This window comes from Agrococcus terreus (assembly GCF_014645235.1).
Lineage (GTDB): Bacteria > Actinomycetota > Actinomycetes > Actinomycetales > Microbacteriaceae > Agrococcus > Agrococcus terreus.
On the sequence record NZ_BMLM01000001.1, the window covers coordinates 268,612 to 292,505 of the forward strand.

Annotated in this window: 23 protein-coding genes; 8 read left to right on the top strand and 15 right to left on the bottom strand. The window is 73.4% G+C overall.

Features of this window, described 5'->3' with window-relative positions; translation table 11 throughout:
- Positions 1-43 precede the first annotated feature (43 nt).
- Together IEW90_RS01360 and IEW90_RS01365 are read left to right on the top strand one after the other, a co-directional pair.
- Positions 44-1,399, top strand: a complete 1,356-nt coding sequence (locus IEW90_RS01360) for an NAD(P)H-dependent oxidoreductase (protein WP_188715242.1) — start codon at positions 44-46, stop codon at positions 1,397-1,399.
- Positions 1,396-2,301, top strand: a complete 906-nt coding sequence (locus tag IEW90_RS01365) for an NAD(P)-dependent oxidoreductase (protein ID WP_229679437.1) — start codon at positions 1,396-1,398, stop codon at positions 2,299-2,301. Before IEW90_RS01360 ends, IEW90_RS01365 begins: the two co-directional genes overlap by 4 nt.
- A gap of 91 nt (positions 2,302-2,392) precedes the next feature.
- Here IEW90_RS01365 and IEW90_RS01370 read toward each other — a convergent pair whose 3' ends face one another.
- The 4 genes from IEW90_RS01370 to IEW90_RS01385 form a co-directional block, all read right to left on the bottom strand.
- Positions 2,393-3,073 (bottom strand): GntR family transcriptional regulator, encoded by a 681-nt coding sequence (locus tag IEW90_RS01370; protein ID WP_188715244.1) that lies wholly within the window; start codon positions 3,071-3,073, stop codon positions 2,393-2,395.
- Positions 3,074-3,187: 114 nt separating this feature from the next.
- A complete protein-coding gene (locus IEW90_RS01375) occupies positions 3,188-3,514 on the bottom strand; it encodes a putative quinol monooxygenase (protein WP_188715246.1) in 327 nt (108 codons plus the stop codon).
- A 162-nt stretch (positions 3,515-3,676) separates the two neighbouring features.
- Positions 3,677-4,459 (bottom strand): SDR family NAD(P)-dependent oxidoreductase, encoded by a 783-nt coding sequence (locus tag IEW90_RS01380; RefSeq protein WP_188715248.1) that lies wholly within the window; start codon positions 4,457-4,459, stop codon positions 3,677-3,679.
- Positions 4,460-4,485: 26 nt separating this feature from the next.
- Positions 4,486-5,364 (bottom strand): sugar phosphate isomerase/epimerase family protein, encoded by an 879-nt coding sequence (locus IEW90_RS01385; protein ID WP_188715251.1) that lies wholly within the window; start codon positions 5,362-5,364, stop codon positions 4,486-4,488.
- Positions 5,365-5,545: 181 nt separating this feature from the next.
- Here IEW90_RS01385 and IEW90_RS01390 point away from each other — a divergent pair, with 181 nt between their 5' ends.
- Positions 5,546-6,889: an MFS transporter gene (locus IEW90_RS01390; protein ID WP_188715254.1), complete on the top strand. Its 1,344-nt coding sequence runs from the start codon at positions 5,546-5,548 to the stop codon at positions 6,887-6,889.
- A gap of 111 nt (positions 6,890-7,000) precedes the next feature.
- Positions 7,001-7,651 (top strand): GntR family transcriptional regulator, encoded by a 651-nt coding sequence (locus IEW90_RS01395; RefSeq protein ID WP_188715256.1) that lies wholly within the window; start codon positions 7,001-7,003, stop codon positions 7,649-7,651.
- An 81-nt stretch (positions 7,652-7,732) separates the two neighbouring features.
- Here the strand turns inward: IEW90_RS01395 and IEW90_RS01400 are convergent, their stop codons facing one another.
- The 5 genes from IEW90_RS01400 to IEW90_RS01420 all read right to left on the bottom strand — a co-directional run bounded on the left by IEW90_RS01400 (position 7,733) and on the right by IEW90_RS01420 (position 12,649).
- Complete coding sequence (locus tag IEW90_RS01400) at positions 7,733-8,728, bottom strand: transketolase family protein (protein ID WP_188715258.1); 996 nt, start codon at positions 8,726-8,728, stop codon at positions 7,733-7,735.
- Positions 8,725-9,624, bottom strand: coding sequence for a transketolase (locus tag IEW90_RS01405; protein WP_188715260.1), 900 nt, complete (start codon positions 9,622-9,624; stop codon positions 8,725-8,727). The genes IEW90_RS01400 and IEW90_RS01405 overlap by 4 nt, the downstream gene beginning before the upstream one ends.
- On the bottom strand, positions 9,621-10,949 hold the full coding sequence (locus IEW90_RS01410; RefSeq protein WP_188715262.1) for an MFS transporter: 1,329 nt from the start codon (positions 10,947-10,949) through the stop codon (positions 9,621-9,623). Before IEW90_RS01410 ends, IEW90_RS01405 begins: the two co-directional genes overlap by 4 nt.
- A gap of 90 nt (positions 10,950-11,039) precedes the next feature.
- Positions 11,040-11,900: an NAD(P)-dependent oxidoreductase gene (locus IEW90_RS01415; protein WP_188715264.1), complete on the bottom strand. Its 861-nt coding sequence runs from the start codon at positions 11,898-11,900 to the stop codon at positions 11,040-11,042.
- Complete coding sequence (locus IEW90_RS01420) at positions 11,897-12,649, bottom strand: FadR/GntR family transcriptional regulator (RefSeq protein ID WP_188715267.1); 753 nt, start codon at positions 12,647-12,649, stop codon at positions 11,897-11,899. Before IEW90_RS01420 ends, IEW90_RS01415 begins: the two co-directional genes overlap by 4 nt.
- A gap of 711 nt (positions 12,650-13,360) precedes the next feature.
- Between IEW90_RS01420 and IEW90_RS01425 the strand changes: the two genes are divergently transcribed.
- Positions 13,361-13,564 carry a hypothetical protein gene (locus IEW90_RS01425; protein ID WP_188715269.1) on the top strand — a complete coding sequence of 68 codons (204 nt, stop codon included), beginning with the start codon at positions 13,361-13,363 and terminating at the stop codon, positions 13,562-13,564.
- Between the two features lie 112 nt (positions 13,565-13,676).
- Positions 13,677-14,819 (top strand): FUSC family protein, encoded by a 1,143-nt coding sequence (locus tag IEW90_RS01430; protein WP_188715271.1) that lies wholly within the window; start codon positions 13,677-13,679, stop codon positions 14,817-14,819.
- A 94-nt stretch (positions 14,820-14,913) separates the two neighbouring features.
- Here IEW90_RS01430 and IEW90_RS01435 read toward each other — a convergent pair whose 3' ends face one another.
- The 5 genes from IEW90_RS01435 to IEW90_RS01455 form a co-directional block, all read right to left on the bottom strand.
- Positions 14,914-16,155 (bottom strand): YncE family protein, encoded by a 1,242-nt coding sequence (locus IEW90_RS01435; RefSeq protein ID WP_188715273.1) that lies wholly within the window; start codon positions 16,153-16,155, stop codon positions 14,914-14,916.
- Between the two features lie 103 nt (positions 16,156-16,258).
- Positions 16,259-16,648 carry a DUF779 domain-containing protein gene (locus IEW90_RS01440; RefSeq protein WP_188715276.1) on the bottom strand — a complete coding sequence of 130 codons (390 nt, stop codon included), beginning with the start codon at positions 16,646-16,648 and terminating at the stop codon, positions 16,259-16,261.
- A 123-nt stretch (positions 16,649-16,771) separates the two neighbouring features.
- Entirely contained in the window at positions 16,772-18,343 is a 1,572-nt protein-coding gene (gene exaC / locus IEW90_RS01445; RefSeq protein WP_188715278.1) for an acetaldehyde dehydrogenase ExaC, read from the bottom strand.
- A gap of 344 nt (positions 18,344-18,687) precedes the next feature.
- Entirely contained in the window at positions 18,688-20,004 is a 1,317-nt protein-coding gene (locus tag IEW90_RS01450) for a sigma-54-dependent transcriptional regulator family protein (RefSeq protein ID WP_188715280.1), read from the bottom strand.
- A gap of 168 nt (positions 20,005-20,172) precedes the next feature.
- The gene (locus IEW90_RS01455) at positions 20,173-20,712 is read right to left on the bottom strand and encodes a TetR/AcrR family transcriptional regulator (RefSeq protein WP_188715282.1); all 540 of its coding nucleotides are present in this window, start codon (positions 20,710-20,712) and stop codon (positions 20,173-20,175) included.
- A gap of 94 nt (positions 20,713-20,806) precedes the next feature.
- Here IEW90_RS01455 and IEW90_RS01460 point away from each other — a divergent pair, with 94 nt between their 5' ends.
- Both IEW90_RS01460 and IEW90_RS01465 read left to right on the top strand, forming a co-directional pair.
- Positions 20,807-21,637 carry an SDR family NAD(P)-dependent oxidoreductase gene (locus tag IEW90_RS01460; protein WP_188715284.1) on the top strand — a complete coding sequence of 277 codons (831 nt, stop codon included), beginning with the start codon at positions 20,807-20,809 and terminating at the stop codon, positions 21,635-21,637.
- Positions 21,638-21,768: 131 nt separating this feature from the next.
- On the top strand, positions 21,769-22,218 hold the full coding sequence (locus IEW90_RS01465; protein WP_188715286.1) for a YbhB/YbcL family Raf kinase inhibitor-like protein: 450 nt from the start codon (positions 21,769-21,771) through the stop codon (positions 22,216-22,218).
- Between the two features lie 57 nt (positions 22,219-22,275).
- Here the strand turns inward: IEW90_RS01465 and IEW90_RS01470 are convergent, their stop codons facing one another.
- Entirely contained in the window at positions 22,276-23,703 is a 1,428-nt protein-coding gene (locus IEW90_RS01470) for a lipase maturation factor family protein (protein WP_188715288.1), read from the bottom strand.
- Positions 23,704-23,894 lie beyond the last annotated feature (191 nt).

Genomic DNA, 23,894 nt, shown 5'->3' on the forward strand with positions numbered 1-23,894 from the left:
CCGGCACCGACCGACCCCACGAACCCAGGAAGAAGAAGGATCCATGAACCTCCACGAGCTGCTCCAGGAGCGCGAGGCGGCCGGTCGGCCCATCAGGGTCGGCCTGATCGGCTCGGGCCGCTTCGGCACCATGTACCTCTCGCAGGCGCGCAACATCCCCGGTGTGCGCGTCGCGGCGATCGCCGACATCAACACCGCCCGCGCCCGCGAGTCGCTCGCCCGCGTCGGCTGGCCCGAGGACGCGATCGTCGACTCGGTCGACGACCTCGCGGAGGGCCGCACCGCCGTCATCGCGGATGCGATGGACCTGTTCCGCACCGACATCGACGTGATCGTCGAGGCGACGGGCAATCCGATCGTCGGCATCACGCACGCGCTCGCCGCGATCGAGACCGGCAAGCACGTCATGATGGTGACCGTCGAGGCCGACGCCCTCGCCGGCCCTGCGCTCGCCAAGCGCGCCAAGGAGGCGGGCGTCGTCTACTCGATGGCGTTCGGCGACCAGCCGGCCCTCATCTGGGAGCTCATCGACTGGGCCCGCACCTCCGGCTTCGACGTCGTCTGCGCCGGCAAGGGCGCCAAGTACCTGCCCGGCTACCACCAGATGAACCCCGACAACGTCTGGGACCACTGGGAGTTCTCGGACGAGCTGAAGCAGTCGGGGCAGCTGAACCCCTACATGCACACCTCGTTCCGCGACGGCACGAAGGCCGCGATCGAGATGGCGGCCGTGGCGAACGCGGCGGGCCTCGTGCCCGGCGACGCCGGCCTCACCTTCACGCCCGGCAACCTCGAGGAGATCGCCACGGTCTGCCGGCCGGAGTCGGTCGGCGGCGTGCTGCCGCACGAGGGCACCGTCGACGTCATGTCGTCGTACACGCGCGAGGGCGACTGGATCCCCCACAACACGCAGGAGGGCGTCTTCGTCGTGGTGAAGGCCACGAACGAGTACGTCTCGAGCTGCTTCCAGGAGTACCCGTGGCACCCGGACCCCACGGGCCAGTACGCGGCGCTCTACCGCCCGTACCACTACGTGGGCCTCGAGCTGAACGTCTCGATCGCCAACGCGGTGCTGCGCGGCGTCGCGACCGGCACGGCCGTCGGCTTCACCGCCGACGTCGTCGCGACGGCGAAGACCGACCTGCAGGCGGGCGCGACGCTCGACGGCGAGGGCGGCTTCGCGGTCTACGGCAAGCTCGTCTCGGCCCGCACCTCCGTGGCCGAGGGCTACCTGCCGGTCGCGCTCGCGCACCACGTGCCGCTCAAGCGCGACATCGCCCAGGGCGAGAGCGTCCGGTGGGACGACGTCGAGGTCGACGACTCGCTCGCGCAGGCGATCGAGCTGCGCCGCGAGACCGAGGCGCTCGCCGCGGCTGCGGCTGCGGCCGCAGCTCGGTGAGCCAGGCCGCCAGCCAGGCCGATCGGCGGCCCGTCGCGCTGAGCCTCCTGGGGCTCGGCGCGATGGGCCTGCCGATGGCCCGTCGCCTCGCGGCCGCCGGCACGCTGACGGTGTGGAGCCGCTCGGCCGCCAAGCCCGAGGCGCTGCGGGCGGAGGTCGGGGTGCAGGTCGCCCCGACCCCCGCCGCCGCGGCGGGCGACGTCGTCGTCACCGTGCTGCCCGACCTCGCCGAGGTGCGCGAGGTGCTCGAGGGCGCGGACGGCCTGCTCGCCGGCTGGGCGGCGCGGCCTCCGGAGGCCGCGCGGCCGACGCTCGTCGTGTGCGGCACGGTGTCGCCCGTCGCGCTGCGGGCGCTCGCCGACGAGCTCGCGCCGACGGTCGACGTCGTCGACGCGCCGCTCTCGGGCGGCGTGCTGGGCGCCGCCGAGGGCCGTCTCTCGGTGATGGTGGGCGGCAGCGAGGCGCAGGCGGCGCTCCTCGCCGAGGTGCTCGCGCCGTGCGCGAGCCGCGTGACCCGGATGGGTCCCACGGGCGCGGGCGCGACGGCGAAGCTCTGCAACCAGCTCGTCGTGGCCGAGACGATCACGGCGCTCTCGGAGGCGTTCGCGCTCGCGCGGGCGAGCGGCATCGACCCCGACGCGCTCGCCGACGCGCTCGGCGCCGGCCTCGCCGCGAGCGAGGTGCTGCGGCAGAAGCGGCACCACTGGATCGACGAGTCGTTCCAGCCGGGCGGCACGATCGACTACCAGGTGAAGGACCTCCGCTACGCGCGGGAGGCGGCTGCCGCATCCGGTGCGAGGCTGCCGGCGGGCGAGGCGGCGCTCGCCCTGTTCGAGGCGGCGTCGGCCGCGGGCGACGGCGGGCTCGACCACACGGGCGTCTACCGCACGATCGCGGGCTGAGGGCGCGAGACGGAGCGAGCGGGGCCGGAGGGCGCCGCCCGCCCGCCGCGTCGTCTCGCGTCGTGCCGCAGCATCCGGCCGCCGGCGCGACTCAGGCGTTCGAGAGCCGCGCCTCGATGAGGTCGCGCGCCGTCGCGCTGTGCTCGCGCAGCACGGTGCGCGCTCGCTCGGCGTCGCCCGACGCGATGGCGTCGAAGATCGGCTCGTGGCGGCTGGCCGACATGTTGAGCACCGCGGTCTCGCGGCCTGCGGCCATGATGGCGGCGCGCGCGAGGCCCGAGACGCGGCGCCACGATGCGACGAGGACCTCGTTGCCGCTCGCGGCGCAGATCGCCTCGTGGAAGGCGAGGTCGGCGTCCACCTGCTCGGGGATCGGCCCGTGCTCGCTCGCCTCGAGGCGGTCGAGGGCGGCGCGGAGGGCCGGCAGCGCGCTCTCGAGGTCGGGGCGGGCGCAGATCACCTCGGCCGCGTGCGACTCGAGGGCGAAGCGCACGTCGAAGATGTCGCGCACCTCCTCGAGCGTCACGACCCGCACCGAGAGCCTGCCGCGGGAGTCCTTGCTGAGCAGCCCCTCCTCCTCGAGGGCGCGGAGCGCCTCGCGGAGCGTGCCGCGCGAGACGCCGAGGGATGCGCTCAGCTCGGTCTCGGCGAGGTGCGTGCCGGGCGGCAGCTCGCCGCCGGCGACGGCGGCGCGCAGGCGGTCGAGGATCAGCTCCCGGCGGGTCACCCGCTCGATGGATCCGAGCGCCTGGAACTGGGCATCGGGTGACATGTCGCTCACGCTACCGGAGGGAACCTCGGGTGTACAGCGTCGAACTGTTGACACTTGCCGTTCGTCGAGCGATGCGAAGAGGGGCCGCCCGTAGGCGGCCCCTCGCTCGTGCGCTCAGCCGACGACGACGCCCTTGCGCGCATCCCCGACCGGGATCGGGTCGAGGCGGATGACCTCCACCGGGGAGGCCAGCAGCCCCTCGAGCTCGGCGTTGAGGTCGGCGACGGGCGCGCCGGCGCCGTGCTCGTCGAGCAGGGCGGCCGAGTCCCAGTGCTCGATCATCCAGATGACGCCGTCGGCGGCCTCCTGGATCGAGTACAGGTTGCAGCCCGCCTCCTCGTGCACGCGCGGGATCGCGCGCTCGAGCGCCGCGAGCACCTGCTCGCGGGCGCCCTCGGCGGGGCGGAAGACGGCGATGACGACCAGCGGCGCGTCGGACATGGGGCTCCTCCTCGAGCGGGGTGCGGGCGGGCGCCCGCGGTGGTGCGGATGGGGTGCGACCTCCCGATGCTCTCAGGCGTCGGATGCACACGATGCCCCGGCGCTGTCGCGGGGCCGGGGCATCGGGTCTGGGGCGGTCCGGCCGGGGCCGGCCGGGCGCGATCAGTGCAGGTGGCTCGCGCCGTTGATGTCGATGTTCGTGCCCTGCAGGTAGGCGGCGTCCTCGCTCGAGAGGAACGAGAACACGGCGGCGATCTCCTCGGTCGAGGCGACGCGGCCGAGGGGGATGTCGGCGGCGAGCTTCGCCTCCGACTCGGCGGTCGCGCCGACCCGGATGTTCGTGTCGACGGCGCCCGGCGTGACCGAGTTGACCGTGACGCCCGACGAGGCGATCTCGCGCGCGAGGGCCTTCGTGAAGCCGAGGATGGCGGCCTTGGCGGCCGAGTAGGGCACCTTGCCGAAGACGCCGCCGCCGCGCTGCGCGGACACCGACGACATGTTGACGATGCGGCCCCAGCCGGCCTCGAGCATCGCGGGCAGGAACGCCTTGGTGACGAGGTAGGTGCCGGTGGCGTTGACGGCCATGACCTTGTTCCAGAGGGCGAGGTCGGTCTCGAGGAACGGCACGGGCGAGGTGATGCCGGCGATGTTCGCGAGGCCGCCGACGACGGGCAGGCGGCCCGCCTCGACCTCGGCCTGCACGGCGGCCTGCGCGGCGGCGACGGCGTCCTCGTCGGCGACGTTCGCGGCGAAGCCGAAGTGCGGCACGCCGTGGCGCTCGCCGATCTCGGCGGCGACCTGCGCGGCGCGCTCGCCGTCGAGGTCGAGGATGACGACGGCCCAGCCGTCGCGTGCGTAGCGGTCGGCGACGGTCATGCCGATGCCGCGCTCCGAGGTGGCGCCGGTGATGACGGCCGTCCGAATGGGCGCAGTGCGCTGGGTCATGGGGGTTCTCCTGGGTGTGAGGTGGGTCAGCGGGCTGCGGAGGCAGCGAGCTCGGGGGCGATGCGGGCCGCGGCGTCGCGGATCGCGTCGATGCGGGCGGCGCGGGCGTCGTCGGACATCCCGCTCGTGGCGTCGTCGACGTAGGCGCGCGAGGGCAGCTCGAGCGCGTAGCCGCCGGAGAAGCCGACGGCCTCGAGGGCGGCGATCGCGGCGGCGAAGTCGACGTCGCCGCCGCCGATGGGCCGGCTGAAGTCGCCGAGCACGGCGTCGCGCAGGTGCACGTGGGCGATGCGGTCGCCCCAGCTGCGGATGACGTCCTGCAGGTCGTCGCCGGCGGCGGTGACGTGGGCGACGTCGAGGATGGGCCGCACGGGGCTGCCGGTGAGCAGGCGGTGGAGCGCCTCGGCGCGGGCGCGGTTCCAGCCGAAGCGCAGGAAGTGGAGCGACTCGACCCACAGCGCCACGCCGTGGTCGGCGGCGGCGTGGCCGGCCTCCCGCAGCCAGTCGCCGACGAGGCCGAGGTCCTCGGCCTCGGTGCGAATGGGCTCGTGCGCGAGCGCGCCGCAGGGGAGCACGAGCGCCTCGGCGCCGACCGCGGCGGTGAGGCGCAGGAGGCGCTCGAGGTGCGCGCGGCGCGCGAACGCGTCGGCGGTCGGGTCGTTGAGGTCGCCGATGTCGCCGTTCACGCTGCGCACGCGCAGGCCGCTCGCGCGGACGTCGGCCGCGACGGCCTGGATGGCCGCCTCGTCGAGGTCGAACGGGACGTGGTCGCAGACGCCGGGGAGGGCGCCGAGGTCGATCTCGGTGAAGCCGAGCGAGGCGATGGCCTCCAGCGCGGGCGCGAGCTCGAGGTGCTGGAACGAGATCGTGGAGCATCCGAGACGCTCGGGGAGCTGCTGCACCATCGTCGGTTCCTTCCGCCGCCCTCGACCGTCGGAGGCGACGTCTCGGAGGCTAGCAAGGTCGACGGTTGACAGTCAACCAAGAACGTCGCAGAATGATCCCGCTGACGAAGGAGTCTCCCTTCGCCGGCATGGGATGCACAGCGGCGCGAAGCAGCGGCCGCCGGCAGAGAAGGGACACCCCATGAGCAACGTCGCTCTCGCGACCCGAGGGCCGGTCAACGGCACCCCGGAGGCGAAGAAGGTCGCGGTCGGATCCGGCGTCGGCGCCGTCATCGAGACCTACGACTTCATCGGCTACGGCACGGCCGCCGCGCTGTACTTCGGCACCGTCTTCTACCCGAGCGAGGATCCGCTGGTCGGCACCCTGCTCTCGTTCGCCACCCTCGGCGTCGGCTTCCTCGCCCGCCCCCTCGGCGGCGTCATCGGCGGCCACCTCGGCGACAAGGTGGGCCGCAAGCCCGTGCTCGTCGCCTCGCTCATCGCGATGGGCCTCGCGACCTTCGTCATCGGCCTCCTGCCGACCTACGCGCAGGTGGGCATCCTCGCCCCGATCCTGCTCGTCACCGTCCGCATCATCCAGGGCATCGCCTTCGGCGCGGAGTGGGGCGGCGCGATCCTCATGAGCTACGAGCACGCCCCGTGGCGGCGCAAGGGCGCCTTCACCGGCATCGTGCAGGCCGGCTTCCCCGTGGGCCTGCTGCTCGCCAACCTCACGTTCCTCGTCTCGGTGCACCTGCCCGGCGACTGGGCGTGGCGCGTGCCGTTCCTCGCGAGCATCGTGCTCGTCGTCGTCGGCCTCATCATCCGCGCCAAGGTGCCGGAGTCGCCCGTCTTCGAGGACGTCAAGGCCAAGGACGAGGTCATCAAGTCGCCCGTCGTCGAGGTCATCAAGAAGGACTGGCGCAACATCCTGCGCGGCATCGGCCTGCGCATCGCGGAGACCGCCGGCTACGCCGTCTCGGTCACGTACATGATCAGCTACATCAACACGAACGGCCTCGCGGAGCCCTCGCAGACCCTCACGGCCCTCTGCATCGGCGCGGGCGTCGGCGTCTTCGCCACCTGGGGCTGGGCGGCGCTCACCGACAAGGTCGGCCGCAAGCCGCTCTACGTCTGGGTCACCGCCTTCGCCGTGCTGTTCGCCATCCCGATGTTCCTGCTCGTGAACACCGGCTCGCTGCTGCTCATCATCGCCACGATCGTCATCGCCTACGCCGTCTGCCAGAACGCCCTCGCCGGCGCGCAGGGCGCCTGGTTCCCCGAGCTCTTCAACGCCAACACGCGATCCTCGGGCGCCTCGCTGGCCTACCAGTTCTCGGCGATCGTCTCGGGCTTCACGCCCTTCCTCACCACGCTGCTCTTCATCAGCTTCGGCTGGGTCGGCCCGGCGCTGCTCTTCGCCCTCTACGCGGCCATCGGCCTCGTGTCGGCGCTCCTCACCCGCGAGACGTGGGGGCCGGCCGAGCGCGCGCAGACCGAGATCGAGGCGGAGCGCCAGCTGGCCCGCGACGCCGAGCGCGTCTGAGGCATCCCGGCCAGGAGGCGGGCGCGGCACGACGCGCGCCCGCCTCCTCGCTTCGTCCCCCACCGACCGACGCCCCGTAGGATCGGGGCACCACGACCACGAGGAGCGCAGATGCTGCCGCCGCTTGCCGAGCTGGGCAGGCTGAGCCTGCGCGAGCAGGCGCTCGCCGCCCTCCGCCGCGCGATCTCGTCCGGCTCGATCCAGCCGGGCACCCGGATGGTCGAGGCCGACCTCTCGACGCAGCTCGGCATCAGCCGCGGCACGCTCCGCGAGGCCATGCGCCAGCTGCAGCAGGACGGCCTGCTCGAGGCGGATGCGCGGGGCCGCCTCAGCGTGCGGCAGATCGGGCACGCCGAGATCGTCGACATCTTCCTCGTGCGCGGCGCGCTCGAGGCGCTCGCGGTGCGCACCATCTGCGGCTTCGGCGACCGCGAGCCCGCGCTCGCGGCGGTGCGCACGGCGCTCGAGGGCATGTCGGCGCCCACGCAGGAGCAGATCGCCGAGCGCATCGAGGCCGACCTCGACTTCCATCGCACGCTCGTGCGCGCCTCCGGCAACGGCACGCTGCTGCACCAGTGGACGCAGCTCGAGGGCTCGATCCGCATGTCGATCATGTTCGCGGGCGCCGAGCGGGCGCTGCGCAACATGGACGTCGACCGCCACCGCGAGATCGTCGACGCCATCGAGGCCGGCGACGGCGACGAGGCGGCCCGGGTGCTGCGCGAGCACATGCACGAGGCGGCGACCACGCTCATCGGCTGAGGCCGCGGCCGCAGGCGCAGCGCCGCGGACGACGAGAGGGGCGGAGCGCATCGCGCGCTCCGCCCCTCCGTGCGTGGTGGCTCAGCCGAGCTCGGCGAGCACCGTCTGGACGATCCGGTCCTTCGAGATGCCGTAGCGCTCGTGGAGCGTCGGCAGGGCGCCGGCGTCGAGGAACTCGTCCGGCAGGCCGATCGGCACGATGCGCTTCGCGACGCCCTTCCGGGCCGCCGCCTCCGCCACCGCCGAGAACAGGCCGCCGACGACGGTGTGGTTCTCGAGCGTGACCGCGAGGCGCGGGGTGTCGAGCTCGCGCAGCACCGTCTCGCTGTCGAACGGCTTGATGGTGGGGGAGTGCACGACCGCCACGTCGACCTTGTGGGCCGCGAGGGCCTCCGCCGCCTGCAGCGCCCGCATCGTCATGAGGCCCGACGAGATGAGCACGACGTCGGCGCCGCCGCGCAGCACCTTCGCCTTGCCGAGCTCGAACGAGTAGTCGTACTCGTCGAGCACGAGCGGCACCTTGCCGCGGAGGAGCCGCAGGTAGGTGGGGCCCTCGTGGGCGGCGAGCTGCGGCACCGACTGCTCGATGTCGAGCGCGTCGCACGGGTCGACGATCGTGAGGTTCGGCATGCCGCGGAAGATCGCCATGTCCTCCGTCGCCTGGTGGCTCGGCCCGTAGCCGGTCGTGAGGCCCGGGAGGCCGCCGACGACGTTGACGTTGAGGTTCGGCTCGGCGATGTCGAGGCAGATGAAGTCGTACGCGCGGCGCGCGGCGAAGACCGAGTAGGTCGACGCGAACGGCACGAGGCCCGTCTCTGCCATGCCTGCGGAGGCGCCGAAGAGCAGCTGCTCGCTCATGCCCATCTGGAAGAAGCGCTCGGGGTGCTGCTTCGCGAAGATGTGCATGTCGGTGTACTTGCCGAGGTCGGCGGTGAGGCCGACGACGCGCTGGTCGGTCTCGGCGAGCGCCGCGAGGGCGGTGCCGAAGGGCGCCGTCTGCGTGCGCTGGTCGGCGTCGGCGATCGACGCGATCATCGCGCTCGTGCTGGCGCGCTTCGCGGGTGCTGCGGTGCTCATCGTGCGTCCTCCTTGCCTGCGGTGAGCTGGTCGCGGCAGATCTGCCACTCCTGCTCCTCGATGCGCATGAAGTGCGCCTTCTCGCGGTCCTCGAGCAGCGGCACGCCGCGGCCCACCTTCGTATCGCAGATGATCACCTGCGGCTGTCCGTCGGCCGCCCGGCCGGCCTCCAGCTCGTCGAACGCGTCCAGCAGGGCGCCCGCGTCGTTGCCGTCGACGCGGATGGCCTTCCAGCCGAACGCGCGCCACTTCTCCTCGACCGGCTCGATCCGCAGCACGTCGGCCGTGGGGCCGTCGGCCTGCAGCGCGTTCATGTCGACGAGCGCCGTCAGGTTGCCGAGCCGGTGGTGGGCGGCGCCCATGGCGGCCTCCCACGTCGAGCCCTCGTCGAGCTCGCCGTCCGACAGGAAGTTGATGACGCGCTGCTCGCCGCGGCCCTGCAGGCGCAGGCCCAGCGCCATGCCCACCGCGACCGTGAGGCCGTGGCCGAGCGAGCCTCCGGAGATCTCCATGCCGGGCGTGTACGAGGCCATGCCGGACATCGGCAGGCGCGAGTCGTCGCCGGCGTAGGTCAGCAGCTCCTCGACGGGCACGATGCCCGCCTCGGCGATCGCCGCGTAGAAGCCGATGGCGTAGTGGCCGGTCGAGAGCAGGAAGCGGTCGCGGTCGTCCCAGTGCGGGTCGGCGGCGTCGTAGCGCAGCTGGTCGGTGTACACGGCCGAGAGCATGTCGGCGGCGCCGAGCGCCTGGCCGACGTAGCCCTGGCCCTGCACCTCGCCCATGTCGAGCGCGTGGTGGCGCGCCCGGTAGGCGGCCTCCTCGACGGCGCGGATGCGCTCGTCGCGGCTGCGGCCGTCCTTGCCCGCCACGCGGGCGCCGGTCTGGGTGATCGTCATGCGTGGACCTCCTCTGCGATGGCGGCGCGCTCGTCGGTGCTCGCGCCGGTGACGCGCGGGGCGGTCTCCCGCGCGGTGATGGCCGTCAGCGTCGAGATGACGCCGAGCAGCATGAACAGCAGGGCCGGGCCCATCCAGCCCATCCACCCGTAGAGGGCGGTGGCGATGAAGGGCAGGAAGCCGGCGACGATCGCGGCGCCGTTGTAGCCGAGCGAGATGCCCGAGGTGCGGCGGTTGGCCGGGAACTGCTCCGAGAACCAGCTCGACTCGACGGCGAAGATCGGGTCGTGGCTCAGCAGCAGCGACAGCGAGATGGCCACGACGATCATGAGCAGCGAGCCCGTGTTGATCATGAGGAACATCGGGATGCCGAACAGGATCGTGAAGACCGAGCCGATGAGGAAGACCTTCTTGCGGCCGATCCGGTCGCTCCACGCGCCGTACAGCAGGTGCGAGGCGAGGCCGAGCGCCGAGCCGACGAGCGTGCCGATGAGCACGTCGCTCTTGTCGGTGATGGTCGCGAGGCCCACGTAGGTGACCGTGAACGCGGTGGTGACGTAGTAGCCGCCGGTCTCGGCGAGGCGCAGGCCGATGATCTGCAGGATGGCGCGCCAGTCCTGCTTGATGGCCTCGAGCGCGGGCTGCTTGAGCACCTGGCCCTGCTCCTTGGCGGTCTCGAACTCGGGGCTCTCGGCGACCTTGAGGCGGATGAAGAGGCCGATGACGACCATCACGGAGGCGAGCAGGAACGGCACGCGCCAGGCCCAGTCGCCGGGGAGGCCGCTCGTGAGCAGGATGGTGCCGTTGGCGACGAGGAGGCCGCCGGGGATGCCGATCTGCGGCAGGGCGCCGAAGAAGCCGCGGCGGTGCGCCGGGGCGTGCTCGACGGCCATGAGCACCGCGCCGCCCCACTCGGCGCCGTAGGCGATGCCCTGCACGGCGCGCAGCACGATGAGCATGATGGGCGCGCCGACGCCGATCATCGCGTAGGTGGGCAGCACGCCGATGAGGGTCGTGACGACGCCCATGATGACGAGCGACCAGATGAGGATGCGCTTGCGGCCGATGCGGTCGCCGAAGTGGCCGGCGAGGTAGCCGCCGAGCGGGCGGAACAGGAAGCCGATCGCGAGGGTCGCGAACGAGGCGAGCGCGCCGACGATCGGGTCCTCGGAGTGGAAGAACGCCGTGCCGAAGTAGGTGGCGGCGGCGGTCGCGTAGATGAAGAAGTCATACGACTCGACGACGGTGCCGATCATCGAGGCGACGGACACCTTGATCGGGTTGTCCTTCTTGGCCTCGAGGCCGGGGGCGGTGGGGCTGGTCATGGTTCCTCCTCGAACCTGGGTGATGCTGCGCGCCGCTCGGCGCGCGGAGGGGGTCTGGGTCGGCGCCGGCGAGGTCGGCGCCGACGCGGGTCAGTGCTGGTACGTCTCGATGACGCGGCTGTCGTCGCGGCGCTCGAGGCCCGCATCGGCGGCCTGCAGGTAGCGGGCGCGGGCGGCGGCGAGCACGGGCACCTCGGCGCCGACGGCGGCGGCGGAGTCGGCCACGAGGCCGGAGTCCTTCACGAAGATGCCGATCGTGCTCGTGACGGGCGCGTCGGTGCCGAGCAGCATGCGCGGGCCGCGGTCCGAGAGCATCCAGCTGCCGGCCGCGCCGCCGCCGACGAGGTCGAGCACGGCAGCCTTGTCGAGGCCGAGCGACTCGCCGAGCGCGAGCGCCTCGGCCGCGGCGACGATGTGCACCGAGCAGAGGTGCTGGTTGACGACCTTGATGGCCTGGCCCTGGCCGAGCTCGCCGCCGACGGCGCGCACGGTGCCGAGCGGGGCGAGCACGTCGGCGACCGACGCGAGCTCGGCCTCGAGGCCCGAGGCGAAGATGATGAGCTCACCGGTGGTGGCGCGCGCGACGCCGCCGGTGACGGGGGCGTCGACGACCGCGGCGCCCTCGGCCCGCAGGCGCTCGCCCGCGCGGGTCACCGCATCCGGCCCGACCGTCGACATGACGACCCACGTGCGACCGCCGGCGACGCCCGCCGCCTCGGCCTGGTCGACGAGCGCGTCGAGCTGGTCGGGCGTGGCGACCATGACGACGACGGTGCCGTCGGCGGGCGCCTCGGCGATCGACGTGACCGCGGCGATGCCGCCGGCGGCGGAGCGCTCGCGGGCGGCCTCGAAGGGGTCGACGCCGGTCACGGCGAAGCCGGCGGCGGCGATGCGCTGCGACATGGGGGTGCCGATGGCGCCCAGGCCGACGAAGACGACGGGGGTGGTCATGCGGTGGTCTCCTTGCTGGTGGGGGCCGCGGCCGCGGCGGGCGTCTCGGCGCGCTCCGGATCGTGCGTGATGAGCGAGTGCACCTCGAAGTGGCGGCGGATGGCGGCGCGCGCGGCGTCGGGGTCGTTCGCCGCGATCGCCTCGACGATCGGGTAGTGGATCGTGTCGGTCTCGACGGGGCCGTCGTGGTCGGCGCCGACGGCGGCGAGGGCGGCGGCGCGGCGCTCGTGCATCGCGTCCTGCAGCACGTGCGCGAGGCCCGCGTGGATCATCGTGAAGACCGGGTTGTCGAGGATGCGGAAGAGCTCGGCGTGGAAGGCGAGGTCGGCCTCGCTCGCGGCCTCGTGCTCGCCGGCGGCGGTGCTCGCGACCATCGCGTCGACGTGGGCGCGGAGGCGCTGGGCGTCGGCGGCGGTGCCGCGGCGCGCGGCCTGCACGGTGACGACGGTCTCGAGCATCTCGCGGGCCTCGGCGACGTGGGCGGCGTCGAGGAAGCCGAGCGCGCCCATCGTGGTGAAGTACGTGCGGATGAAGTCGGGGCCGGGCGCCTGCAGGTACGTGCCGTGGCCCTGGCGGCGCGAGAGCACGCCGATCGACTCGAGGCGCGAGAGCCGCTCGCGGAGCGTGGCGCGGCTGACGTCGAGGCGGATGCAGAGCTCGCGCTCGGGGGCGAGGCGGCGGCTGCCGTCGGGCTCGGGCGTGGAGAGGTCGACCAGCTGCAGGGCGAGGGCCTCGAGCGACTCGTGCATGCGGGGCTCCTCTCGCCATCGAGCGCGGCCCGACCGGATTGGTCTGACCAATCGGCGACGGTACGCCAGGGTGCGGCGGCTTGTCAAGATTGGTCAGACCAATCGCCCCTCCGCTGGTCCCTTCCGCTGGTCGAGGAGCGGCCGGCGCAGCCGGCCGAGTCTCGAGACCACGCCCCAGAGAGTCGCGCCCTCGGAATGCCGATCCGGAAATTCCTCCGAGCAATTCCGCATTTCGGCTTGCGCGGTCTCACAGCCTGCGCATATGCTCGACCTCGCGACTTCCGCACCGACGAGAAAGGAGGAGCTCGCGATGTTCCACATGACCGGCACCGCCGTCACGACCGCTGGAGCCCTCCTCGCCGGTGGGGTCCGCTAGCGGCGGAGCGCAGGACACGGCCTCGGGCGTCACGCCCCGGCATCACCCGACCCGCATCGATCAGCGCGCAGCATCCGCGAAGGCACGCACTGCCTGAGCATGACGTCGCCCGCTGACGGCGGCCCATCCGATCGCCATCGGTGGGCGCCCGCGGCACGGTCCCACGCGCTCCCCGTCCCCGACGACCGTCGCGCCGCAGCGGCCTGCTGCGCGCACGACGCATTCGCGATCGAATTCGACCTCGCGTCGATTCCATCGCGCTTTCATCACGCAATTCATCTGCGGTATCCACGCCCATTCGAGGGGCGATATCGCCATGCCCGGAAGAGATCACCATGTCGAACGCCACCATTGCGATGGCAACGCCGCGCAGGCTCGCCCTGCAGGCGTCGCGCAGCCTGGAGCGCTGGGCCACCCGGCCCGCCGCCGACGGCCGCCGTGCTGCTCGCGCCGCCGAGCGCGAGCTCGCGGCGCGCGCGCTCGCCGAGCGCGAGCAGCACGAGCTGCGGGCCATCGCCACGCTGCCGCAGCTGCGATGAGCGCTCCCCGCGCGCCCTGAGCCCGCTGCACCGATCGAGCACAGCGGGGCCGCCCCCATCCTTGGGGCGGCCCCGCTGTCGTGTGTCCCCCACGAGGGGCTACGGTGACCGGGTGGGCGACTCGAACCCTGACGGAGACCGCTCCTCGAAGGTCGCCGCGTCCGCGGCGGCGACGGGGCGCGCGCTCGAGCGCGCGATGCCGCGGCGCCGGCTCGCGCTGGCCGTCCGCGCGGCTGTCTCGGCGATGGCCGCCTGGCTCATCGGCAACAGCCTGCCGGGCGGCCTGCACGAGTACGCGTACGCGGCGCCGCTCGGCGCGTTCGTGGCCGTCGGCTCGACCGTGCTCACGATCGCGCGCGGCGCGCTGCAGCAGGCGGCCGGGCTCGTGCTCGGGGCGCTGCTGGGCATCGGGATGCTGTGGCTCGAGATCCCGGGCGTCGTGAAGGTCGGCATCATCGGCGCGTTCGCGGTGCTCGCGCAGAGCGTCACCATCCTCGGCGCCGGCAGCAGCTTCGTGCCGGTCGTCGCGCTGCTCGTCATCATCTTCGGCGGCGTCGACGCCGACGGCTACGCCATCGCCTACGTCGGCCAGTTCACGATCGGCATGGCGGTGGGGGTGCTCGTGAACATGGTGCTCATGCCGCCGCTCCACGACCGCACGGCGCGCGAGCGCATCCGGCTCGCCGGCCACGACCTCGCCGACCGCGCCGACGTGCTGGCCGAGGCGCTCCGCGGCGACTGGCCGCCGTCGCGCTCCGACTGGGCCGACTGGGGCGCCGAGCTCGACGAGGCGGCCGACAAGCTCGGCGAGTCGGTGCGCGAGGCGCGCGAGAGCCGCGTGCTGAACATCCGAACCCTCTGGCGCGATCACGACGTGCAGCTCGACGAGACGCGCCTCGCGGCGGTGCGCAGCCTCGTGCACCGCATGTCGGAGCTGCTCGACGCGCTCGCGGCCGCCGCGTGGGGCGAGCCGGTGGTCGTGCAGCTCGACGAGCGCGAGCGCGGCCTCGCCGCCGAAGCGCTCGACGCGCTCGGCGAGCACCTTCGGGCCTGGACCGAGGACGACGACGCGGCCGGAGCCTCCCGCCGCTCGGGCGAGCGGATCGACGCGCTCTACCGCGCCTCCGCCGAGCGCGAGGAGCCGGAGTCGGGCGCGGGCGTCGTCGTCTTCGCGCTGCGGTCGATGCGCAGCCGCATCGACCGAGCGGCCGCCGGCGACGTGACCGGCCCGCTGCCGACCGTCGACGACGCCTAGCCTCCAGCCTCCGTCCCCTGGTCTCAACCGGCCTATTGGTAGGGCATCGATCTCAGCTCGATGCCCTACCAAGGAGCCGGTTGAGACCAGGTCGCTACTCGGCGGGGAGGACCGCCGCGATCACGTGCTGCGGGCGGCCCGCGAGCGGCACCTCGCGCACGGCGCCCGTCGCCGGGTCGACGAGCGTGAGGCCGTCCCACCATCCGTCGCGGGTGAAGCCGCCGCCGAGCACCGCCGTCCACGGGACGTCGGGCTCGGGCTGCCAGATCGCGACGGTCTCGTGGGGATGCTCGAGCGGCACGACGCGCTCGTCGCCGCTCGCGGGATCGAGGAAGGATGCGTTCGGCATGCCCCTCGCAGTGCCGAACGCACCGGTGCCGGCGGTCACGAGCGTGCCGTCGGGCGCGGCCGCGACGCCGTGGGAGTGGCTGTTCGCAGTCATCTCGACCCGATCGGTCGCGCCGGTGGCCGGGTCGAGCAGCACCGTCACGAGCCCCTGGAACGGCAGCGCGATCCTGCCGTCGGCGGTGACCGCTCCGTAGTGCGGCTTCTCCCAGCCGGCGAAGCCGAGGTCGCCGAACGGCGCGATCTCGTGGCGCTCGACAGCGAGCGTCGCCCGGCCGACGACCGAGACCGAGTAGGAGTCGTGGTCGACGGTCGCGAACCAGTCGCCTTCGGGGTCGGCCAGCACGTCGAAGGGTCGGATGCCGACGTCGGCGCTGCCGGTGAAGGCGCCCTCGTCGACGTCGTAGACCTCGAGCCACGCCGGATCCGGCCAGCGGTGCACCGCGACCGCCACCTGCTCGCCGTCGGGCGAGACGGCGATGCCGAGCCCGCCGTCGCGGTACTCGCCGAAGCCCTCGGCACCCGCCTGCGGCGCCGGCTGGTGGAGGTAGGGGACGAGGGCGGTGCGCTCGCGGGCGGCGAGGTCGACGATCGCGAGGCCGTCGGCGGTGGCGACGTAGGCCGTGCCCTCGTGCGCGGCGACGCCCCACGGCGCGCGGCCCACCTCGACGACGTCGAGCAGCGGCTCGGGCCGGTCCGGGTCGACGATGGCGAGCCCGTCGGAGGCGGCGAGGGAGGCGAAGAGGACCGGGCGATCCGGCGCCGGATCCGCGCTCGGCTCCGGCGTCGCGCTCGCGCTCGCGCTCGCGCTCGGTCGCGCGGCGCGGGTCGGGCTCGGCGCCGGCGCGAGCGACCCCGGCGCGCAGGCTGCGAGCGCGAGCACCGCGGTCAGCGCGGCGGCGACCCGAGCCGCGCCGACGGCCCCAGCCGCACCGAGCGCACCGCGGCGGCCACGCCCGCGTGCGCCGCGCATCCGGCCCGTCCCCAGCATCCGCCGATCGTCGCACGCGCCCCTATGCCGATCTCAACCGGTTCAGTGGTCGGCCGACGCGATAGTCGCGCCTGCCGACCACAGGACCGGTTGAGAAGGAGGGTCAGGGGGCGAGGAGGCCGAAGTGGACGAGCTCGGGCTCGGTGAGCATGCGGGAGCGGATGAGGAAGCGCATACCGGTCGGGCCCTCCACCGAGAAGCCGGCGCCGCGGCCCGGCACGATGTCGATCGTGAGGTGCGTGTGCTTCCAGTACTCGAACTGGCTCACCGACATGTACACCTCGACCGGGTCGTCGAGGCCCGCGTCGACGGCGCCCAGCAGCACGTCGCCTGCGCCGGTCAGGAACATCCCCACCGGGTAGCACATGGGCGACGAGCCGTCGCAGCAGCCGCCCGACTGGTGGAACATCAGCGGCCCGTGCTGCGCGGTGAGCTGCCGCACCATGGCGGCCGCGTCGTCGGTGATCGCGACCCGCTCGAACTGCTCGGACATCCGCTCCTCCATCGTCGGTCGGTGGCATCGGTCGGGTGAGGGTGCGCAGCCGGGGCGGGGTGGGGACATCCGCCCCGGCTGGCGTTCGGGGGATGCGCGGTGCGGCCCCGCGCATCCGGTCGATCAGAAGAAGCCCATCGCCCCGTCGGCGTACGAGACGAGCAGGTTCTTCGTCTGCTGGTAGTGCTCGAGCATCTTCAGGTGGTTCTCGCGCCCGATGCCCGACTGCTTGTAGCCGCCGAACGCGGCGTGCGCCGGGTACTGGTGGTACGTGTTCGTCCACACGCGGCCGGCCTCGATCGCCCGGCCGGCGCGGTAGGCGATGTCGCCCGAGCGGCTCCACACGCCCGCGCCGAGGCCGTAGAGGGTGTCGTTCGCGATCGAGATGGCGTCGTCGAAGTCGCTGAACGACGTGACCGAGAGGACCGGTCCGAAGATCTCCTCCTGGAAGATCCGCATGTCGTTCGTGCCCTCGAAGACGGTCGGCTGCACGTAGTAGCCGCCCGAGAGGTCGCCGCCGAGGTCGACGCGCTCGCCGCCCGTGAGCAGCTTCGCACCGCCCTCCTTGCCGATCTGGATGTAGCTGAGGATCTTCTCGAGCTGGTCGTTCGAGGCCTGCGCGCCGATCATCGTCGACGGGTCGAGCGGGTTGCCCTGCTTCACCTTGCCGACGCGCTCGAGCCCGTCGCCGAGCAGCTGGTCGTAGATGGAGCGCTGGATGAGCGCGCGGCTCGGGCAGGTGCACACCTCGCCCTGGTTGAGCGCGAAGAGCGTGAAGCCCTCGAGTGCCTTGTCGTAGTAGCTGTCGCCGGTGTCGCGCGCGACATCTTCGAAGAACACGTTGGGGCTCTTGCCGCCGAGCTCGAGCGTGACGGGGATGAGGTTCTGCGAGGCGTACTGCATGATGAGGCGGCCCGTGGTGGTCTCGCCCGTGAAGGCGACCTTGCGGATGCGCGGGTGCTGCGCGAGGGGCGCGCCGGCCTCGATGCCGAAGCCGTTCACGACGTTGACGACGCCCGGCGGGAGGAGGTCGCCGATGAGGTCCATGAGCAGCAGGATCGACGCGGGCGTCTGCTCGGCCGGCTTCAGCACGACGCAGTTGCCGGCGGCGAGCGCGGGCGCGAGCTTCCAGGTGGCCATGAGCAGCGGGAAGTTCCAGGGGATGATCTGGCCGACCACGCCGAGCGGCTCGTGGAAGTGGTACGCGATCGTGTCGCCGTCGAGCTGGCTGAGGCTGCCCTCCTGCGCGCGGAGCACGCCGGCGAAGTAGCGGAAGTGGTCGACGGCGAGCGGGATGTCGGCCGCGAGCGTCTCGCGCACGGGCTTGCCGTTCTCCCACGTCTCGGCGACCGCGATCTGCTCGAGGTTCGCCTCGATGCGGTCGGCGATCCTGCCCAGGATGTTCGCGCGCTCGGTGGGGGAGGTGGTCTTCCAGCTCTGGAACGCCTTCCAGGCGGCGTCGACGGCGCGGTCGATGTCCTCGGCGGTGCCGCGGCCGACCTCGCAGAAGGGCTTGCCGGTGACGGGCGTGATGTCCTCGAACCACTGGCCCTTGACCGGCTCGACGAACTCGCCGCCGATGTAGTGGCCGTAGCGGGAGCGGTAGCTGACGATCGAGCCGTCGGCGCCGGGGGCGGCGTAGGCGCCCGTGCTCGGGGTGGTGTCTGCCTGGACGTCGTCGTCGACGATGGTCATCGCTGTCTCCCTTGACTCGGCATGCCCTGCGCCGCGGATCGCGACGCTGCGATTGCGGGGCACGCTACGTCGAGGCACGTTGCATCGCGTTGCGCCCTCCGGCGCTGGTCGAGGAGCGCGCGGCGCAGCCGCTCGCGTCACGAGACCCTGCCCGCTAACCGGGTCTCGAGACGGCAGCGGCCTTCGGCAGCGGCCTCCTCGACCAGCGAGGCGTTCCGCTGGTTGAGCCGCTCCGCCGCCGGAGGCGGCTGAGCGTGTCGAAACCACAGCGTGGGGAGCAGTGCTCTGCGCGGGTGGTCTCGAGACGGCAGCGGCCTCCTCGACCAGCGGGGAACGGGAGGGAGCTACCCCTCCAGCCGCTCGATGCGCGCCACCAGGCCCGCCCGCCGCGGCGATCGCGCCGGCAGCATCCGCAGGCACAGCCGCAGCACCTCGGCGTCGTCCGCGCCCGCCGCCGTGTCGGCGTACGCGAGCAGCACCTCCACGCTCGCCTCCGCGAGCAGCGCCTCCCGCAGCGTCGAGCGCGCCGTGTCGCGCAGCTCCTCCACGCCCGGCGCGCGCGAGCCGGGCAGCGCATCCCCGGGATACGCGGCGAGGGCCACCCGGTGCGCGCCGCGATCGAGCAGCGACAGCATCTGCTGCAGGTCGGTCTCGAGCGGCGCCTCGAGCCGGTACGGGCGCGAGGCCGGCACGAGGTGCGGCGCGTGCTCGGCGAGCACCTTCTTGAGCCGCACCATCTCGGGCCGGAGGGAGTCGGAGCGCGCGTCGTCGTAGACGAGCTCGGCGAGCCGCTCGCCCGAGAGGCCCTGCCGGTGCGTAGCGAGCATGAGGAGCAGCTCGGCGTGCCGCTCGCTGAGCTCGACCGTGCGCTCGCCATCGGGCCCGTGCACCTCGAGCACGGCGAGGTCGCGCCCCAGCACGCGCAGGATCGAGGCGGGCTTTGGCGCCCGGGCGGGCGCCTTCGGCAGCGCGCTCCGGTGCCCGGTCGATTCGGCGCGGGCGCGCAGCCGCGCGACGAGCAGCTCCGACTCCACGGCTCGCGCCGTCGCGTCGACGAGCAGCTGCGCCTGCGCCGTGGCCGCCTCCGACCCGCCCGTCACGTCGAGCACGCCGAGGATGGCGCGCGTCTCGGGATCCCGCACGGGCGCGGCGGTGCACGACCACGGCTGCACGAGCCGGTTGTAGTGCTCGGGGCCGCGGATCTGCACCGAGCGGTCGAGCGCGAGCGCAGTGCCGGGCGCGGCCGTGCCGACCGCCGCCTCCGACCAGTTCGCGCCCGCCACGAAGCCCATGTCGCCGGTGAGCGCGCGGATGCTGCGGTCGCCCTCGACCCACAGGAGCCGGCCCGCCGCATCCCCGACCGCCACGACGACGCCCGACTCGAGCGCGTCGCCGGGCAGCAGCAGCCCGCGGATCATCGCCATCGCGGCGGCGAGCGGATGCGCGGAGCGGTAGGCGGCGAGCTCCTCGGCGTCGAGGTCGAGCGGCGGGGCGCCCTCGACGCCGACGAGCGCCGTGAGGGAACGGCTCCAGGAGTCGCGCACGAGGGAGCGGACGGCGGCGAGCCGCGGGTCGTCGGCGTGGCCGGCGAGGAGCTCCTCGTGCGCGCGCTCGACGAGCAGCCGGGGCGCGTCGTCGCGCCGGTCGGTCCACGTCGTCATGGTGCTCCCGATCGTCCGCCGCGGCGCGGCGTGCGGCCAGTGTAGGCGGAGCGGGCCGACGGCGCGCGGGCGGGCTCGGCGCCGGATCGGCACGTGAGCGGGGCGCCGGCTGCGCGTCGCACGCGGCCTCCCGCTGACGTGCGGATGCGTGCGGCGGCGCCGTCCGGGTCAGGCGCCGCGGAGCCCCTGCACCGCGATCGAGAGCTGCAGGCGGCGGGCGGCCCCGTCGTCGTGCGCGAGCTCGGCGGCGAAGTCGACGGCGCACACGAGGTGCGCGAGCGCGACGCCGGTCACGCCCTGGTGCACGCGGTCGCCGAGGTGCGCGACGAGCTCGTCGAGCGCGGCGACCACGTCGACGACGGCCTCCGGCGCATCCGGCTCTCCCGCCTGCGCGCGCAGCTGCTCGGCGACGTCGGGGTGCTGGCCGAGGAGCGCGACGGCGCCGACGACGGCGACCTCGAGCGGGTCGTCGGCGTCGACCGCGGAGCGGACGAGCGCGGCGAGCTGGCGCAGGTGCGGCTCGGCGAGCGCGGCGATGAGGTCGGGGCGCGCGGGGAACGCGCGGTACACCGTGCCCACGCCGACCTCGGCCGCCCGCGCGAGGTCCTTGTGGGCCACGCTCTCTCCGGCCTCGATGCGCTCTGCGGCGACCTCGAGGATGCGCGCCCGGTTGCGCTCGGCGTCGCGGCGCCGTACCTGCTCACTCACCTTCGGATCGTAACCAAGCGGATGCGCCTTCCGGTTGTGCTACGTTCACACCTGAGCGAACGTTGACGCTGCGCTTGGGGCCGAGGGAGAGCGCATGGGCGAGCCGAAGACCGTCGTGCTGACGGGTGCCAGCTCGGGCATCGGCGCGGCCGCCGCCCGGGCGCTCGTCGCCGCCGGCCACGAGGTGATCCTCGTCGGCCGCGCTCCGGAGCGCACCACCGCGCTCGCCGACGAGCTCGGCATGCGCTGCATGCTCGCCGACTTCGAGGAGGCGCTCAGCGTGCGCGACCTCGCCGCGCGGCTGCTCGAGGAGGTGCCGCGCATCGACGTGCTCGCCCTCAACGCCGGCGCCCTCTACGCCGAGCGCCGCCGCACCATCGACGGCCACGAGCGCACCTGGCAGGTCAACCTCCTCTCGCCGACGCTCCTGGGCCGGATGCTGCTGCCGCGGCTGCGCGAGTCCCACGGCCGCGTCGTGGTCACCTCGAGCGCCGTGCACCGCACCGCGCGGCTCGTCGCGGGCGATCTCGAGGGCGACCGCAGCGGCTACTCGATGCTGCGGTCGTACGGCGCGGCGAAGCTCGCGGGCCTGCTGGTGATCGACGAGATGGTGCGCGGCGGCCGCTATGCCGAGATCGGCTTCGCATCGTTCCACCCGGGCTACGTGCCGAGCGCGATCTGGCGCGACTCCCCGATGCTGCAGCGGCTGCTGGCGTCGCAGGTGACCCGCAGCTTCTGGACGCCGCCCGAGCAGGCCGCCCTCCCGCTCCTCTACCTCGCGACCGAGGCGCCGGCCGAGGAGCTCGACGGCGGCTACTGGCACGGGCTCAAGCCGCGCCGCATCCGCCACCCGCAGTGGGACGACGTGCAGCTGCGCGCGTCGCTGCGCGAGGCCGTCATGGGCTTCGACACTGCGATCGTCTAGGCGCTCCGCTCGCCCTCGCCCCTCCGGCACCCTCTGCGGAGCATCGGATGCCGGGCACAGGTGCCGCCCTGGCGCCGCTCCTAGCGTGGGCCGTCCGCGCCCCGACGGGGCAGCCGATCCGAAGGAGCACCATGGGCCCGCACGTCGCCGACCTCGCCATCGCCGCCGCCGAGTACGAGGCGGGAGGCGCGATCCCCGAGGGGCTGAGCAAGGACGGCGGCAACGCGGCGCCCACGTTCACCGTGACGGGCGTGCCCGACGGGGCGGTCGAGCTCGCGCTCGTCGTGCACGATCCCGATGCGCCGATGGCGCGCGGCTTCACGCACTGGGCGGTCTACGGGCTCCCGGCGGTCGACGGGGCGATCGATCCCGCCGCGGGCTCCGCCGGGCCCAACAGCGCGGGCGAGACCGGATGGTTCGGCCCGCAACCGCCCGAGGGCCATGGCGTGCACCACTACTACGCCTGGGTCTATGCGCTCTCGGAGCGGGTGACCGGCACGCCGACCTATGAGGAGTTCCTCGACCGGCACGCCTCGGCGATCCTCGAGCAGGCGCGCGTCGTCGGCACCTTCGAGCGCTGAGGTCCGCGGGCGCCCTGATCAGGTGAGCGCCGCCGGCAGGTTCGGTGACGCCGCCGATCAGGTCCGGCGGCGGATGGGCGCCACGAGCGTGCCGACCTCCTCGCGGATCCAGGTGAGGCCCGTGCGGCGGCGCTCCTCGTGCGTCGCGAAGCGGTAGCGGAAGGTGCGGGCGCGGATCCAGTGCGGCGGCTGGCCATCGAAGGGATCGTGGGCGAGCAGCCGCAGCGTGGCCGGGTCCGCCTCGAGCAGGCGCTCGAGCAGCACCGGGAACCACGGCCCGCGGGCGCCGAGCGCGAGGAACCACAGCTGCCAGCCGAGCCGCTCGTGGTGCGGCGCGAGCCACGGCGGCCGGCGGGCCGGGTCGCCCGGCTTGCCGCGGAAGCCGTACTCCTGCCAGCCCGCATCCGGCGCCTCCGACTCCGTGCCCTCGACGATCACCTCGTCACGCCGCTTCGTCACGGTGCCGAACGCGCCGTACGCGTTCGCGATGCGGAAGCGGTTGAAGGAGGCGTTCATCAGCTGGCGGCGCGAGAGCAGGTTGCGGGCGGCCGGGATCGAGAGCGCGACGACGAGCACGGCGACCGCCAGCACGACGACCTGGAACCAGGCGGGTGTCGGCGCGTAGTCGTGCGACGCATCCCACGCCGGCACGAGCCAGGCGACGACCCGGTCGTCGACGGCAGCGAACGCGAGCGCGATCGTGAGCCAGTTGAGCCAGGCGAAGTTGCCGGTGAGCACGAGCCAGCCCTGCGTGGCGATGATGACGGCGGCGCCGATGCTCGCGATCGGCTGCGGCAGGAAGAGCAGCCAGGGTGCGCCGAGCTGTGCGACGTGGTTGCCGAGCACCTCGCCCTTGTGGAACCAGCGCGGGAGCAGGTGCGCGCGGCGGCTGAGCGGGCCGGGCATCGGCTGCGTCTCGTGGTGGAAGGCGAGCGCGGTGAGGTCGCGCCACTCGCGGCCGCCCCGGATCTTGATGAGGCCGGCGCCGAGCTCGAGGCGGAAGACGAGCCAGCAGACGAGCAGCAGGATCGGGATGGGCGGGGCCACCTCGTGCGAGCCGAGGAACGCGACCGTGAAGCCGGCCTCGACGAGCAGCAGCTCCCACCCGTAGCCCCAGAACGTCTGGCCGATCGGGAGGATCGAGAGGTAGACGGCCCAGAGGATGAGGAACGCGAGCATCGGCAGCCACGGCGGGCCGGCCTGCGGCAGGCCCGCGACGAGCGCCAGGGCGATCGCGATGCAGATGAGGCAGAGGGTGCGGAGCAGGCGGTCGGAGTAGCGGATGCGGAAGAGGCTCGGCAGGCTGTCGAGGCCGCCGGCGGCGATGAAGCGGGGCGCCGGGGAGAGGCCGCGCTCGCCCGCGAGGGCCGGGAACTGGAGCAGGGTGCTGAGGAACGCGACCGCGAAGATCAGCGCCGTGCCGCGCTGCAGCACCTGCCGGGCGAGCTCGGCGTGCGGGGCGTCGAGCCAGGTCAGCCATTCCATGGGGGCTCCCCGGTCTGGCTCGACTGGTGGTGTCCGGAGGATTCGGGCCTGAGCGGGAGGCCGAGTGGATTATCCAGCTGGCCCGCCGCTGAGTGCGGATTCCTCCGGGCTGCCGTGCGTGCTCCGGAGGAATCCGCTCTGAGCGGCCGCATGGATGCACTACGCGCCCATGTGCCCGCTGACGGCTGATT